General features: G+C 58.8%; 11 protein-coding genes. 10 read left to right on the top strand and 1 reads right to left on the bottom strand.

Features of this window, described 5'->3' with window-relative positions; translation table 11 throughout:
• Positions 1–481 precede the first annotated feature (481 nt).
• The 8 genes from HG264_RS18555 to HG264_RS02775 are packed head-to-tail and all read left to right on the top strand — an operon-like array spanning position 482 to position 9703.
• Positions 482–577, top strand: coding sequence for a hypothetical protein (locus HG264_RS18555; protein WP_256663842.1), 96 nt, complete (start codon positions 482–484; stop codon positions 575–577).
• A gap of 19 nt (positions 578–596) precedes the next feature.
• Entirely contained in the window at positions 597–1793 is a 1197-nt protein-coding gene (gene tagH, locus HG264_RS02805) for a type VI secretion system-associated FHA domain protein TagH (protein WP_169406228.1), read from the top strand.
• Between the two features lie 5 nt (positions 1794–1798).
• Positions 1799–2260 carry a type VI secretion system lipoprotein TssJ gene (gene tssJ / locus HG264_RS02800; protein ID WP_169406227.1) on the top strand — a complete coding sequence of 154 codons (462 nt, stop codon included), beginning with the start codon at positions 1799–1801 and terminating at the stop codon, positions 2258–2260.
• Between the two features lie 3 nt (positions 2261–2263).
• Complete coding sequence (tssK, locus tag HG264_RS02795) at positions 2264–3598, top strand: type VI secretion system baseplate subunit TssK (RefSeq protein WP_169406226.1); 1335 nt, start codon at positions 2264–2266, stop codon at positions 3596–3598.
• A 1-nt stretch (position 3599) separates the two neighbouring features.
• Positions 3600–4481, top strand: coding sequence for a type IVB secretion system protein IcmH/DotU (icmH, locus tag HG264_RS02790; RefSeq protein ID WP_169406225.1), 882 nt, complete (start codon positions 3600–3602; stop codon positions 4479–4481).
• A 1-nt stretch (position 4482) separates the two neighbouring features.
• A complete protein-coding gene (tssM, locus tag HG264_RS02785; RefSeq protein WP_169406224.1) occupies positions 4483–7974 on the top strand; it encodes a type VI secretion system membrane subunit TssM in 3492 nt (1163 codons plus the stop codon).
• Positions 7971–8705 carry a PP2C family serine/threonine-protein phosphatase gene (locus tag HG264_RS02780; protein WP_169406223.1) on the top strand — a complete coding sequence of 245 codons (735 nt, stop codon included), beginning with the start codon at positions 7971–7973 and terminating at the stop codon, positions 8703–8705. The genes tssM and HG264_RS02780 overlap by 4 nt, the downstream gene beginning before the upstream one ends.
• Positions 8706–8722: 17 nt before the next feature.
• Positions 8723–9703, top strand: coding sequence for a serine/threonine-protein kinase (locus HG264_RS02775; protein ID WP_169406222.1), 981 nt, complete (start codon positions 8723–8725; stop codon positions 9701–9703).
• A 27-nt stretch (positions 9704–9730) separates the two neighbouring features.
• On the opposite strand, the gene HG264_RS02770 is transcribed toward HG264_RS02775, so the two are convergent.
• Entirely contained in the window at positions 9731–10408 is a 678-nt protein-coding gene (locus tag HG264_RS02770; protein WP_169406221.1) for a type 1 glutamine amidotransferase domain-containing protein, read from the bottom strand.
• 261 nt (positions 10409–10669) lie between these two features.
• Here HG264_RS02770 and HG264_RS02765 point away from each other — a divergent pair, with 261 nt between their 5' ends.
• On the top strand, positions 10670–12310 hold the full coding sequence (locus HG264_RS02765) for a VRR-NUC domain-containing protein (RefSeq protein WP_169406220.1): 1641 nt from the start codon (positions 10670–10672) through the stop codon (positions 12308–12310).
• On the top strand, positions 12307–14637 hold the full coding sequence (locus HG264_RS02760; protein WP_169406219.1) for an ATP-dependent DNA helicase: 2331 nt from the start codon (positions 12307–12309) through the stop codon (positions 14635–14637). Before HG264_RS02765 ends, HG264_RS02760 begins: the two co-directional genes overlap by 4 nt.
• The last annotated feature ends 1 nt before the right edge of the window (position 14638 follow it).

The raw sequence follows: 14638 nt of genomic DNA, 5'->3' as shown, positions 1-14638 counted from the left end.
GGTCTGACTCTGTATGGCTGAGGTCACTTAAAAAGTACTATTGGGCCACGACGATTATTCGCGCAATGGACTTTGGGATGGCCAGCCCCGGCCTCCCCTGACAGGGAAGTACGAGCCATGAGCCTGGCTATGAACACGGATGTAGTGCCAAGGGTTTCAAACGCCTCTCGCGTTTTATTGACCAGCGATTCTTCTACGCCTTCTTTTTCCCGCCGGCGCCTATCGCTTCGATTTCTATGTTCTTCAGGAATCATGCTTACCAATAGCACTTTAGAACCGGTTATCTCCTGGCCCGGCATTGCGGTCCAGGCCAGCACCCTTGCGGTCAATAACTGGGCCTGTCACCCGACTGCAGGAAAGCTATTTCCCACACGTCGCACCTCGCATTAATCAGTCAACAACAAGCTTTGGAGAGCAATCGAGCATGTTGAGAGAAAGAATCAGAGAAACAAACGGACGCAGTATCGCTGTTTTACTCGCCATGAGCATAGCCCTCGCCGGTTGCAGCAATCACAGATTCAACGATGACGACTATCGCCCCCTCGGAGAGTCGCAAACGGTACAGCGCAGCAGTTAAGCGTAAGGAGTAGGAAACCATGGAATTGGTATTCGATGTGGTCAGCGCCCAGCAATTTACCGCTGGTTTTCCGGCCACCATGACCTTCAAGAAAGCTGGCGGGATTATCGGTCGGGCCGACGGTTGCGACTGGGTTATTCCTGACCGAAATCGCGTTGTATCGGGCCGCCACGCGCTGGTTACGTTCGAGAACGGCGCTTTTCATCTGACGGACACCAGTAGCAACGGAATCAGCATACGGGACTCTGGTGTCCGATTACTCAAAAACGAACCTCATCGCATCGAACATGGAACCGTCTATAACTTTGGCGAATTCGAAATCCGCGCGCGCCTGATTCAGGATCCTGCGGTATACGAATCCGACCTCGGCCGCCCCGAAGCGTCAGGCAGCATTATTCCCGACGATGCATTCCTGGATCTCGATCCTCTGAACGCGCTCGACCAACAGGAAAGCGCCTATGTGCAGAAGAGCGATCTGGATCTGTTCGACATCCCCTCCCCCGAGGATGATGCTCAACAGGACTATGCTCGCATCGATATGGAAAGCCTGCTGGTCCCGGAGATGGTCGCCGCACCGGTCCCCGCACCGCAGCCCGAGACACCTCCACCACCGTCACGCATGCCGTCGCGCTTCTGGGAGCGATACAGCGATGCGCTTGGCGTCGACCTGGATGATCTGGACGACGAAGAAAAAGAGGCCCTTGCGGTCGCTGCGGCCAAGTTGCTCAAGCAAAGCATCGCTGGTCTGCAACAGAGCCTGAAAACCCGAAGCGATCTGAAAAGCGAAATGCGGCTGGCGTTGACCGCCGTTCAGGGCGCCGACACCAACCCACTCAAACATGCCAGCGAAACCAGCGAAGCCCTGACCGGCATGCTACGCAATTCAAAGCCGGGCCAGATGCCTGCATCCAGAGCCGTCAGCCTGGCTTTCCGTGATTTGCAGGCTCACCAGGTCGCGCTGATCTCAGCCAGCCGCGCCGTAGTCAAGGCTGTGCTGGATCAACTGGCACCCGACCAGCTTGCTCTGCGCTTCGAAAGCGAGAACAAGTCGCTGCTGCGCACGGCGGGCGGAAACTGGCGCGACTACAGCCGTCTGCATCATTCCATGCAGCGGGATGATGAATGGAGCAAGCGCCTGTTTGCCCGTGATTTCGCCATGGCCTACGAAGAACAGGTCCGCCTGATCGCCACCCTAAGCACCGACATTCAAGGATGAATCCCATGACGCGCCTCGCCACCCTCGCTTTGTTTTCTGCCCTCGCCCTGCTCGGCGGCTGTTCCGGTCTGACCAAGGTGGACCTGTCGCTGGAAAGCAGCAACAAGCTCAACCCGGACCTGAACGGCCGCCCCTCTCCGGTGGTTCTGCATCTGATCGAACTCAAGCATCCGGTCGCTTTTGAAAACGCTGACTTCTTTTCAATCTATCAGCACCCCCGCGAAACCCTCACGCCCGACTTTGTGCGCCTGGAGGAGCTTGAATTGCGTCCAGGTGAGCGCCGCAATGTGAAATTCTCAGTAACAGAGGACAGCCGTTATCTGGGCATCCTGGCCGCCTATAGAGACTTGTCCGGCGGAGAATGGCAGACCGTGATTCCGCTTCGCGCGAAGAAAAAACACAACGTTTCGCTATATCTGGACGAGCGCGGAATCCGGAACTCGGGCGACACGGCTGGCAGGGACTGAGCCATGAGCACACAGAAAGTCGTCTGGCAGGAAGGCATGCTGCTGCGCCCGCAACATTTCCAGCAGAACGATCGTTACTTTGAAAATCAGATCAAATCGCGCACTCAGCGCTTGGACATTTACCCCTGGGGCTTTTTCAGCCTGGAGATAGATAACCAGTTTCTCAGCATGGGCAAGCTCGTCGTCAGCCATGCCAGCGGCGTGCTGCCTGATGGCAGCCTGTTCGATCTGGGCGCCGAGCGCGAACCCCTGGCACTGGACATTCCGCCCAACACGTCTGACCAACCGGTATTTCTTGCCTTGCCGCTGGTCACGGGCAATCACGTCGAGACGCGTCGACCGGAACAAAAGGATGTATTGGCGCGCTTTACCGCATATGACGCAGAGGTAGCCGATTCCAATGCGGGCGATACCAGCAGCAGCCAGGTGAGCTGCGGACTCCCCGACTTTCGACTGCTGCTAGGTGAACAGCAGAGCGATCAAGCCTACGTAAAACTCAAGTTATGCGACGTACTGGATACGACCCCCGACGGCGTTATCAGTCTGGATCCGGAGTTCGTCCCGACTTACATACACTTCCAGGCCAGCAGCTTTCTGCAATCGTGCATGAAGGAAACCATCAGCATGCTCGCCCACCGCGGCGACATTCTCGGTGAGCGTATCCGCGCCACCGGCAAGGTCGGCAGCGCCGAATTTGGCGACTTCATGATGCTGCAGCTGATCAACCGCTACGAGCCCATCCTGCGGCATTACATGAGCATCGAGCAGATCCACCCGGAACAGATTTATCGGGAATTACTTGGCCTGCTTGGGGAATTGTCGACCTTTGCCAGCGAAACCAAGCGACCGCGTCTGGATAGCCGATATCAGCATAGCGACCAGGGCTCGAGCTTCCGGAAGTTGCTCGATGCGATTCGCCAGGTGCTGTCGATGGTGCTAGAGCAGCACGCCGTCGAACTACCGCTGCAGCAACGTCAATACGGTATTCAGGTCTCCCCATTGCACGACCACAAGTTGCTGGGCTCGGCCTCGTTTGTACTGGCCGCCAGCGCGCAATGTGATTCGGAGGAACTACGCAAACGTCTGCAGGCGCATCTGAAGATCGGCCCGGTCGAGCGAATTCGTCAGCTGGTCAACCTGCATTTGCCAGGCATCAAGGTCAAGCCGTTACCAGTCGCGCCGCGCCAGATTCCTTTCCATGCCGGCAAAACCTACTTTGCGCTGGAGCTCGGCTCGGAAGATCTGGCGCAGCTCGAGCGCTCCGGGGGCTTTGCATTCCACGTGTCGGGCGAGTTCTCCGCACTCGAGCTGAAATTCTGGGCGATAAGGAATCAATAACATGAACAACGAAATGGATTACCGCCAGGACGACCAGACCGTCATTCTCAATCGCAACGGCAACCTTCCAGCGCAGACCCCATTGACCGATTTCGACGCCCCGCCGAAGTACGAGAAACTCGAGCAACGCATGATCTATGCAGCGCGGATTCGCCCTGCCGAGAGCTACAACTTCAGCCTGAATCCGCTGGTCGCGATGGCTTCCGGATTGCTCTCTGAGGTGGTGCGGCTCAAACACAGCTACGAGCGAGAAGACTTGCACGCGCTGAAGGATCGTCTCAGTGCCGAGATCAAGTTGTTCGAGCACCGCGCCCTGCAGAGCGGCGCCGAAAGCACCGAAGTCATGGCCGCGCGCTATGTGATTTGTACCGCCCTGGATGAAGCAATTGTCACCACGCCCTGGGGTAACGAAAGCGAATGGTCGCAGATGAGCCTGCTAAGCAGTTTCCATAACGAAACCTTTGGTGGCGAGAAGTTCTTTCAGCTGCTCGAGCGCCTGTCGCGCAACCCGGTGAAGCACCTTGCCATGCTTGAGCTGATGTACCTGTGTATCTCACTCGGCTTTGAAGGCAAGTACCGCGTCATGCCACGCGGCATGATGGAACTGGAGGTCATCCGTGACAGCCTGTATCGCCAGATCCACCAGATCCGTGGCGACGTACCCCGCGATATCTCGCCCCATTGGGAAGGCCTCAAGGATGCACGCCGCAACCTGATCCGTATCGTGCCCTGGTGGCTGGTCGTGCTATTCACGGCGGTATGCCTGGTGACGCTGTTTACTGGCTTCAGCTGGGTGCTCAGCGAACAGCGCAGCGCTGTACTACAACCTTTTGAACAGCAGGATGCTGCTCCGATCGTCACGCCGTTTTCAGGGATGAACTGACATGAAATCGCAACTGTTTCGCTTTGCCCGCTTCGCGCAGCTCAACCAGCTATCGCGGCTTCCACAGCTGCTGCGTCGCGGCTGGGCCTTGAGCCTATGTCTGGTACTCGCGTTGGCGGCACTGGTCTGGTTCGTCGGCCCACTGCTGGCAGTCAATGACAACAAGTTCTGGGCATCCGCCAGCAGCCGTCTGGTGACCATCAGCCTGCTGTTTTTGATCTGGGGTCTGTCGATGGTGTTCTTCAGCTGGAAAGCAGCCCAACAGAAGAAAGCAGACGAGGACGATGAGGACGCACAGGAACGTCTGCGCCGGGAAGGGTTGATCGTTGAAGAGCAGGTAGAGCTACATAGCCGATTCAAGAGCGCTCTTCGTACCCTGCGCCGATCGAACCTCTACCAGGGACGCAGCGAGCGCTGGCGCAACGAATTGCCCTGGTATTTGCTCATTGGCCCGGAAGGCAGCGGCAAGACCAGCTTGCTGGATTTCTCAGGTCTGGAATTTCCGCTCAACCAGACCGGCCAGCAGCGCCTTACCCGTGAAATCAACGGCACCCGTTATGCGGACTGGTATTTTGCCGAGCACGCCGTGCTCATCGACACGGCCGGACGATACCTCAGCCAGCCGGCCGAAGACATCGACGGTATGGGTTGGCAAACCCTGCTCGGCCTGTTGCGTCGCCGCCGCCCTCGCCCGCTTAACGGCGTGCTGGTGAATGTTCCGGTCGAACAGCTGTTGCAAGCCAGCGAACAAGAGTTGGAAATCCTCGCCCGGCAGACTCGACAGCGTCTGCACGATATCAATCAACGCCTCGGGGTAGAGGTGCCGGTCTATCTGGTGCTCAGCAAGGCTGACCGCATCGCCGGTTTTGACGAATTTTTCGATCAGTTGAGCCGTGAGGACAGTGACCAGGTATTCGGTACCAGCTTCCGCAAGGAGCAGGACGGCACCGATACTCAGGTCGTCCGCCGGGAATTCGAAGAGCTGCTGCATCAGCTCAACAGTCAGGTCATCATGCGGATGCATCAGGAGCGCGACCATCAGCGCCGCGGCCGCATCATGGATTTCCCGCATCAGCTGAGCCAGATCGGCGAGCCGCTGAGCCTGTTCATCGAGCTGGCATTCGCCGGCAATCGTTATCAGCGTGCCAGCCAGTTACGCGGCTTTTATCTGACCAGCGCGCCGGAGCTGCAGCATGGCCTGGATCCGCTTACCGCCAGCATCGGGCGCAACCTGGGGCCCGCGGGCAATGATTTGCCGACTTTCCGCAACGGCCGTGCGCGCTTTATCCACAATCTCATGAGCAAGGTGATATTCCCGGAAGCCGAGCTTGCAGGCCTGGATGACCGCGAGTTGAAGCGCATCGGCTGGGGTCAGCGCTCGCTGTACGCCGCTGCGGTGATATGTCTTGCTGTTTTCGGCTTGAGCTGGGCCATGAGTTTTTCGAGCAATCATGACCGTCTGGAAAAACTGCGGGACCTGGCGCAGGAGCTCCAGGACCAGCGCCAACAGGCCAGGGATGAGCAGGATGCACTGGCTGCCCTGGACACGCTGGATACAAGCTACGCCGCAACCCAGGTCTTTCCGCCAAGCGAAGACGTCGGCTGGTTCCAGCGTGGCGGGCTCTATCAGGGGGAACCGGTAAACAGCATCGTTTACCGCACCTATCGGGATGATCTCGAGTCCGTGTTGCTACCCCGCGTGGCACGGCAGATTGAGGAGCAGATACGCGCCAGTCTCGATAATCGCGAGGGGCTTCTGGCCAGCCTGCGCGCCTATCTGATGCTCAATCTTGAAGGTCGGCGTGACGCCAAATACCTGCAGGAGTGGATGGCCGCAGACTGGTCCCTGCGCTACGCCGGCAACAGCGAAGCCCAGCATGGTTTGACTGCCCACTTCAGCCGTTTACTGGACGGCTCCTTCAGACCCTACGCGTTGGACAACCGACTGGTTGCTGATGCCAGACAACAGTTGCGTAGCGAATCACTCGCCGCTGTGGTTTACCGAATGCTGCGCGAACAGGCACGCAATCTGCCTGACTACCGGCTGGAACAACATCTGGGGCCGCAAGCCGCCCTACTGACCAGCAGTAATAACATCATCCCGGGATTCTATACCAAACGGGGATACGACAGCATGTTCGTGGCCCAGGGCGGCGATCTGGTCAAGAATATCCTGCGTGATAATTGGGTGCTGGGCGGCAGCGATACACTGAGCCGCAATGATCTCAATCGCCTGATGGTCGAAATGGAAGAGCTGTATTTCCAGGACTACGCGGGTTACTGGACGGACGCGCTGGCAAGGTTACATCTGGAGCCGCTTGGCGATACCGCGCAGGGCTCTCTGCAACTGGCCAGGCTAACCGCTTCCAATTCCCCCATCCTCCAGCTGCTGTTGCAGGTCAGGGAAAACACGTCCTTCAGCGACGCACCGGAAACGGCCGATTCGCTGCAAGCCAAGGTCAATCTGTTGCAAGCGGAGAACGCTCGCAAGACATTGGAACGACGTTTCGAGCCTTTACACCGGTTACTTGATGACAATGGTGGGCCAGCACCGGAACTGGCGAGCAGCCTGCAGGCAGTGGATGCCTTGCAGCTTCAACTGACCAGCCTGGCTCAGGCCAGCGTGCCCGAACAGGCTGCTTTCGACATGGCACGGGCCCGGATGGATGGTCGGCGTGACGCCATCAACCAGGTCCGCGCCAGCGCCGCGCCTCTACCCCAGCCCGTCGGCAAATGGTTTGAGGCCCTGGCGGCAGATAGCTGGATGATGGTTCTGGCAGATGCACACAGCTTCCTCAACCAGCGTTACCGCAGCGAGCTTTACGCGGCGTACAACGATTCGCTGCACCAGCGCTATCCATTCAACACGCAGAGTGAAAGTGACGTCGCACTGACGGACTTCCGCGAATTCTTCCGAGCCCAGGGGATTGCCGACAGCTTCTATGAACGCTACCTGAAATCTTTCCTGAGCGATGCCAACGGAACCTACCGTGTGCGCCAGATCGACGGCAGAGGCATGCCCATGTCGCGTCAGTTTCTTGCACAGATGGGCAATATTCTGACCATTCGCAAAAGCTTTTTTGCGGAGAATCCGAACGAGCCTCAGATCCTGTTCAAGCTTGAGCCCTACTCACTCGATTCAAGTCTCGGCCGCGCCAGCTTCCGCTTCGGCAGTCAGCAGATGGAGTACCGTCACGGCCCTATCATGCAGACCGCCTTCCAATGGCCAGCGCAGACCGAGGATGGCCGCGTGACCCTGCAGCTGGAAGACCTTGGCGGACGCCGCGTGAGCCTCGATGAAAAGAGTGGCACCTGGTCACTGTTCCGCATGCTGGACAAGGTCGAAGTAGGCAAGCACACCGATCGGGATGTTCTGATGCTAAAAGCAGACCTGAGCGGGCTGCGGGCAAACTATCTGTTGCACAGTCAACGTTCGCCCAATCCGTTCGAGACCGGCTCATTGCGCGCCTTCAATCTGCCCGCGAGGCTTTGATAGTGGCACCTGACTTCCCATGGCGAAGCGCCGGGCGAACCCACACCGGAAAGGTCCGCGCGCGCAATGAGGATGCGTTTCTGGCGCTAGCAGACAAACGACTGTGGGCCGTTGCCGATGGCATGGGCGGGCACCAGAATGGCGCCCTTGCCAGTCGGCTCATCGTTGAGCATCTGGCGGAGCTGCCTGTACAGGGCACCATGGATCAGCGCGTAAAGGATGTCCGGCGTTGCCTTCACCTGCTTAACCGCAGACTTACTCAGGAACTGACGGTCACAGCTGAGCAGCCGGATCCGGTGATAGGCAGCACCGCCGTCGTTCTGTTGATTGAAGGCGACCATGCCGTGTGTCTGTGGGCAGGCGACAGTCGGTGTTATCTCTGGCGCGGCGGCACCCTGTTTCAGCTTTCCCGCGATCACTCGTTTTACGAGGAATTAATGCAGGAGGGCCGTATGGATCCTGCTAAAGCGGCCCAACATCCCTCGGCTCGCGCGTTGACCCGGGCAGTTGGGGCCAACGAGACCCTGACACTGGATCTGGTGGAGTTCACCGTCTACCCCGGCGACACGCTGTTGCTGTGCAGCGATGGGCTGTACCAAGAGATGACGACCGACACCATCGGCCGCGGACTGAGTCAGCCCTCGGTCAGCCTGGCGTTGCAGAAATTATTCGAGCTGGCCATGGATGGCCCTGCGCGCGACAACCTCAGCGCAGTAATCATTCGTCAATGAACGAGATGGAGTTAGCTATGGATACCCCCCTCATGGACGAGGATGCCGATCTCACCCTTATGGTCGGCGGCAGCCCTTCCGCAAACATCGAGAGCGTACCGCCATCCCGGGTTGCGGCATTGCCGGAAGTGCTCTGCAAACGTTACAAGGTGGAACGACTGCTGGGCGTTGGCGGAATGGGCGCAGTGTATCGCGCGCGTGACCTGTTGCGTGAGCAATACGGCGATCCCGAGCCCTATGTGGCGTTGAAAGCATTGAACGAGGAATTCGCCCAGTACCCGGATGCCAGCGCCCTGCTCTATAGCGAGTTCGCGCTGACCAGCCGGTTGCGGCATTCAAACGTAATCCGGCTGTATGCATTCGATATAGACCCGCCCAGCCAACGCGCCTTCATGACCATGGAATTACTCAAAGGTCCGACGTTGGATCAAGTGCTCGCTGAGCGCCCCGACGGCCTTGCCTGGACCGAGTGCCAGTCCATCGCGATTCCTCTGCTTGAAGCACTGGAGTGTTCGCACACCATGGGCGTGCTGCATGGCGACCTCAAACCCAGCAACGTCATGCTTGCCGCCGATGGGCTGCGGCTGTTCGATTATGGGCTTGGGCAGCCGACTAAAGGCTTGCTGACCAGTTTGCCCCGGCTCAGCCGTTCGCGCATCGCTGCCTGGACACCTCGTTATGCCGCCCTTGAGCTATTGAATGGCGAAGCCCTTGCCGCGCCGGCGGATGTCTATGCGGTGGCCTGTGTACTGTACGAGCTGAGCAGTGGACACCATCCATTCAGCCGTCTGACCGCCAGGCAAGCCAAGGCCATGGAACAGGATAAAAGCCTGCAGCGTCCAGCGAACCTGCCAGAGCATTGCTGGCCGGCGCTGCAACGCGCCCTCGCCTTTGACCCCGAGCAGCGCGATATCGACGCATCCGGCCTGCTGAATGCGTACCGCAGCCCTGAGCCGAGCCTCTTGGGCCGCTTGTTTGGAAACAAACGTAGAAGTTAGGCACTCCAGCCTGGCAACGCGGCTCTATCAGGCCAGAGCTTTCAGTATTTTCTCAGCCACAGCGGCTGAACTGGCGGGGTTCTGTCCGGTAATCAGCTGTCCATCGACAACGGCATGCACCTGCCAGTCGCCAGCCTTGGCGTAGCGCGCGCCAAGACGCTGGAACTCGTCCTCAATCAGGAACGGCACCACATCGGTCAGGCCAACCGCAGCCTCTTCGCTATTGGTGAAGCCTGTAACGTCGCGCCCCTGGATCAGCGGCTGGCCATCGGTACTCTTAACGTGACGCAGAGCCCCCGGCCCATGACAGACAAATCCGTGCGGCTTGTTGCTGCCGGCGAATGCCTCAATCAGCGCAATGGACGTTTTATCTTCAGCCAGATCCCACAGCGGACCATGGCCACCGGGATAAAAAACCGCATCGAAGGTGTCCGCCGCGACATCCGACAGACGCCCGGTATTAGCCAGCGCCTTTTGCGCCTCGGCGTCGTTTCGGAAACGCTCTGTATCGTCAGTCTGAGCATCCGGCTCGTCACTCTTCGGATCAACCGGCGGGTGGCCACCGGCCGGCGAAACCAGTGTCACCTCAGCGCCAGCATCCTTGAACACGTAGTAAGGAGCAGCGAACTCCTCAAGCCAGAACCCGGTTTTGTTACCGGTGTTGCCAAGTTGATCGTGTGAAGTAAGAACCATGAGTATTTTCATAGGGCACCTTAACTGCCTGGATAATCGTAAACACCCGCGTGATCCGGCAAACGCATCAGCGGGGACTGGTCCTCGTACTAGACCAGACGCCCTCCCCTTCGTTTCCCCCCAGCAATGGCCCCTGACAGCCGGCAGGCCTTATCCGATCGATTTACTGGCCCGGCGTGTAGTCCAAACCGCCGGTCCGGAAGCTTTTCCCTGGCTTGAACCAGGGATGGTCGGCGGGGCAGAATACTGGATATATAACTAGCAAGTAGCCCCATGCAGATTCCTTCCGGCCCTGAATTTTACTATCTGGCCAACTTTCTCACCGCGATGGACTGGATCTCGTCTCGCTATGACGATTTGCTTGATGAGCAGGAACGCCAGTTCATAACGGATTTCCGAACCCTGGCGCTTCCCGCCCAGGCGTTGCTGGTGCGTCTGGTCATGCGTAAAGGGCCGCATTTTCGTCGCAGCAAACTGAGTTATGCGGAGATTGGCGATATCGATGCCGCAGCCGAGCCGCTCCTCGAGCTCGGCTGGATAAGCACCCAAGCGCCGCTGACGATTACCGAAACACTAGCGCTACTGCGCCGGGACGAAGCGGCTATCTGTTTTGCGGAGATCGCTCCGTTACGCTCGGCGGCAAAAAATGTGATGTATCAGTTGCTCGCTGACGCCTGTCCCGGTGCGCAGTCGTTCACCGATTGGTGCCCAGCGTTGAACGACGTGCTCTTTACGCTCGTTGTAAGCGATCTCTGCGACCGGTTGCGGCTGATATTTTTCGGTAATCTGCGGCAAACCTGGTCAGAGTTTGTGCTTGCCGACTTGGGCATCTTTCGTTACGAGCAGGTTTCAATATCCCGGGAGTCACGCGGATTTGGCTGCCGTACAGATGTCGAGCAGTACTTACATATCCATCGCTGCCGGGAGGACGTTGAAAGCCAGATGCCCATCGAGCAGGTGCTCGAACGTCTCGGCACGCTAGAGTGCGCAAACCCTTATGTGCGCAATCGATACGCCAAGCTGTTATTTGCTATGGCGCGTCAGCTTGAACGCGCGGGTGAATCCTGCCTGGCACTGGAGCTATACGAGCGCAGCCGATACAGCGGTGCACGCCAGCGCCGCGTGCGTATTCTGGAAAAATGTGAACGGTATGGCGAGGCCTATGCGCTCGCTCGGGAGGCGCTTGCTGATCCGGAAAGCGATACCGAGCAGCAGCTGGTCGAGCGCGCGCTCCACAGGGTGGCGCGAAAACTGGGAGTCTCCACTACGCAAATACCTAAACGTCTCGCTGAAAACAGGATTGACTTGAGTCTGCCGGGCCCGGCTCCGTTTACCGTCGAGTTACTGGTGCGGGACCATCTGGCCCGGCCCGACGCGCCAGTTCATTACGTCGAGAATGCACTCATCAGCAGCCTGTTTGGGCTGTTGTGCTGGGAAGCGATATTTGCGCCACTGCCCGGTGCCTTCTTCCATCCATTCCATAACGCACCGGTGGACCTGCACAGTCCTGATTTCCGGCACCGGCGCGCCGATCTGTTTGATGCGTGCCTGGGGCAGCTCGATTCCGATGCCTACAAAGACAGCATCTGGCGCACCTGGGAGGCCAAATACGGCATTCAGTCACCCTTCGTGTTCTGGGGAGCCCTGTCCCCCGAACTCCTCGAGCAAGCCCTCGCCTGTCTTCCCGCAGCACATCTGCGCATCTGGATGGAGCGGCTGCTGTGTGATGTACGGGCCAACCGTGCCGGAATGCCGGATCTCATCCAGTTCTGGCCCGCCGAACAACGCTATCGGATGATCGAGGTCAAAGGGCCCGGCGACCGACTGCAGGATAACCAGCGGCGCTGGCTCGCCCTATGTGCCCAGCACGACATGCCGGTTGACGTCTGTTACGTGCAATGGGCCAGCGCGTGAATTACCGGATTGCCGTGCGCGCGCTCTGCGAGTTCACCGCCAAGGAAGGTGATCTGGACCTGCGCTTCACCCCCGCACCCACGGCGCAGGAAGGCATTGCCGGTCACAAGACAGTCACTTCCCGACGTGGCGTTAATTACCTGTGCGAGGTTGCATTGGCGGGTAGCTACTCCGGATTGCTGGTGACTGGCCGGGCCGATGGTTACGACCCTGATCTAAATCTGTTGGAAGAGATCAAAACCCACCGCGGCGATGTATCGCGCATTCCGCAAAACCATCGCTTGCTGCACTGGGCTCAAGCCAAGGTCTATGGCTGGCTGCTCTGCGAAATGCAGGAGCTGGAAGAGATCGATCTGGCAATTGTGTACTTCAATGTCATCAGCCAGAAGGAAACGGTATTTCGCGAGCGCTTCGGTGTAGAAACCTTGCGCGATTTTTTCGAGCTGCAGTGCCAGCGTTTCCTTGCCTGGGCGAAACAGGAAGCGGCACATCGAACAGCGCGGGATGGAAGTTTGACAGCACTGCAGTTTCCGCATGCCAGCTTTCGCCAAGGGCAGCGCCAGCTGGCCGAATCCGTGTATCGCGCAGCGCGGGACGGCCAGACACTGATGGCTCAGGCCACCACCGGCATAGGCAAAACGCTGGGCACGCTGTTTCCACAGCTCAAGGCTTTTCCGGAGCAACAGCTCGATCGCCTGTTCTTTCTGACCGCCAAAACGCCCGGCCGGAGGCTCGCACTGGATGCTCTGTCGACCCTGCGCGAACAGGATCCGGACATGCCGCTGCGCGTACTGGAACACGTTGCCCGCGACAAGGCCTGCGAGTATCCGGACCGTGCTTGCCACGGCGAGTCCTGCCCCTTGGCACAGGGGTTTTACGACCGTCTGCCCATCGCCCGGTCGGCTGCACTGGCCCGGCGCGTATTGACCCAGCAGGTGGTACGGGAGGTCGCGCTGGAACATCAGGTGTGTCCTTACTACCTCAGTCAGGAGCTGTGCCGCTGGGCCGACGTCGTGGTTTGTGACTACAACTATTACTTCGACATGAGCGCCCTGCTCTACGGGCTCACGGTCCTTAACGACTGGCGCGTCACGCTGCTGGTGGACGAAGCACACAACCTGATTGACCGGGCGCGCGGCATGTATACCGCCGAGCTGAATCAGGCGCGTTTCAATGATGTGCGCAAGCTGGCGCCAGCTGGACTAAAGACGGCGCTGGACCGCGTAGGACGGCATTGGAATCAGTTACACCGGGATCAGGACGCCGATTACCAGATATACCCCGGCATCGCTGACCTGTTCATTGCGGCGTTGCAGAAAGCGGTAAGCGCCATCACGGATCACCTGACCGACCAGCCCACCGGCAACGATGGCTCGCTGCTGCGTTTTTATCTGGACGCCATGTTGTTCTGTCGTTTGGCAGAAGCCTACGGCCCGCATTCACTGTTTGATATTTCCCGCCATCCAGGCAACTACAAGCGCACCCTGTCGACGCTCTGTGTACGCAATATCGTGCCGGCGCCCTTTCTGGCGCCTCGTTTCGCCGCAGCCCACAGCACGACGCTGTTTTCCGCCACGCTCAGCCCGCAAAACTATTACGCCGACCTGCTCGGCCTGCCCCAGCAGTCGCGGTGGCTGAACGTGCAGTCACCCTTTGCAGCAGAGCAACTCGACGTACGCATTATCGCTAATCTTTCGACTCGCTACCGGGATCGCGAGGCGAGCCTGGCACCGATAGCCCGGTTGATGGCGGAACAGTTTGAAGGTCAGCGAGGTAACTATCTGGCGTTCTTCAGTAGCTACGCCTATCTGGAGCAGGTGCTGGATCGCTTCCAGCGCGATTACCCGGATGTTCCGGTCTGGGCGCAGTCACGCAACATGAACGAAACCGATCGACATGCCTTTCTGGCGCGTTTCAGCGCTCACTCGGAAGGGATCGGCTTCGCGGTACTGGGCGGTGCCTTTGGCGAAGGGATTGATCTTCCCGGCGACCGCTTGATCGGCGCCTTCATCGCCACGCTGGGTCTGCCGCAGATCAACCCGATCAACGAAGAGATCAAGGCCCGCATGCAGTCGATGTTCGGTAACGGCTACGAATACGCCTACCTGTACCCGGGGATGCAGAAAGTGGTGCAGGCGGCGGGACGGGTAATCCGCTCCACCGAGGATCGTGGTGTGGTGTATCTGCTCGACGACCGTTTTGGCCAGGCAAACACCCGCCACTTGTTCCCCGACTGGTGGCGGCCGGTCCGCCAGCTGATTGAAATCAGGCCGCATGCTTCCAGCCGCCATGAACCCGAAGGGAGAATCGATCAGCTGTTTCCCTGAG

It is taken from the genome of Pseudomonas sp. gcc21 (genome assembly GCF_012844345.1).
GTDB lineage: Bacteria > Pseudomonadota > Gammaproteobacteria > Pseudomonadales > Pseudomonadaceae > Halopseudomonas.
The sequence above is the reverse complement of the archived record's forward strand: the minus strand, read 5'-3'. Positions and strand labels throughout refer to the sequence as shown.

Excerpts from the sequence above, each read along its gene's own strand:
- tssJ (WP_169406227.1), top strand. The coding sequence starts at position 1,799 with ATGACGCGCCTCGCCACCCTCGCTTTGTTTTCTGCCCTCGCCCTGCTC.
- HG264_RS02775 (WP_169406222.1), top strand. The coding sequence starts at position 8,723 with ATGGATACCCCCCTCATGGACGAGGATGCCGATCTCACCCTTATGGTC.
- tssK (WP_169406226.1), top strand. The coding sequence starts at position 2,264 with ATGAGCACACAGAAAGTCGTCTGGCAGGAAGGCATGCTGCTGCGCCCG.
- HG264_RS02770 (WP_169406221.1), bottom strand. The coding sequence starts at position 10,408 with ATGAAAATACTCATGGTTCTTACTTCACACGATCAACTTGGCAACACC.
- HG264_RS02765 (WP_169406220.1), top strand. The coding sequence starts at position 10,670 with ATGCAGATTCCTTCCGGCCCTGAATTTTACTATCTGGCCAACTTTCTC.
- icmH (WP_169406225.1), top strand. The coding sequence starts at position 3,600 with ATGAACAACGAAATGGATTACCGCCAGGACGACCAGACCGTCATTCTC.
- HG264_RS18555 (WP_256663842.1), top strand. The coding sequence starts at position 482 with ATGAGCATAGCCCTCGCCGGTTGCAGCAATCACAGATTCAACGATGAC.
- tssM (WP_169406224.1), top strand. The coding sequence starts at position 4,483 with ATGAAATCGCAACTGTTTCGCTTTGCCCGCTTCGCGCAGCTCAACCAG.
- tagH (WP_169406228.1), top strand. The coding sequence starts at position 597 with ATGGAATTGGTATTCGATGTGGTCAGCGCCCAGCAATTTACCGCTGGT.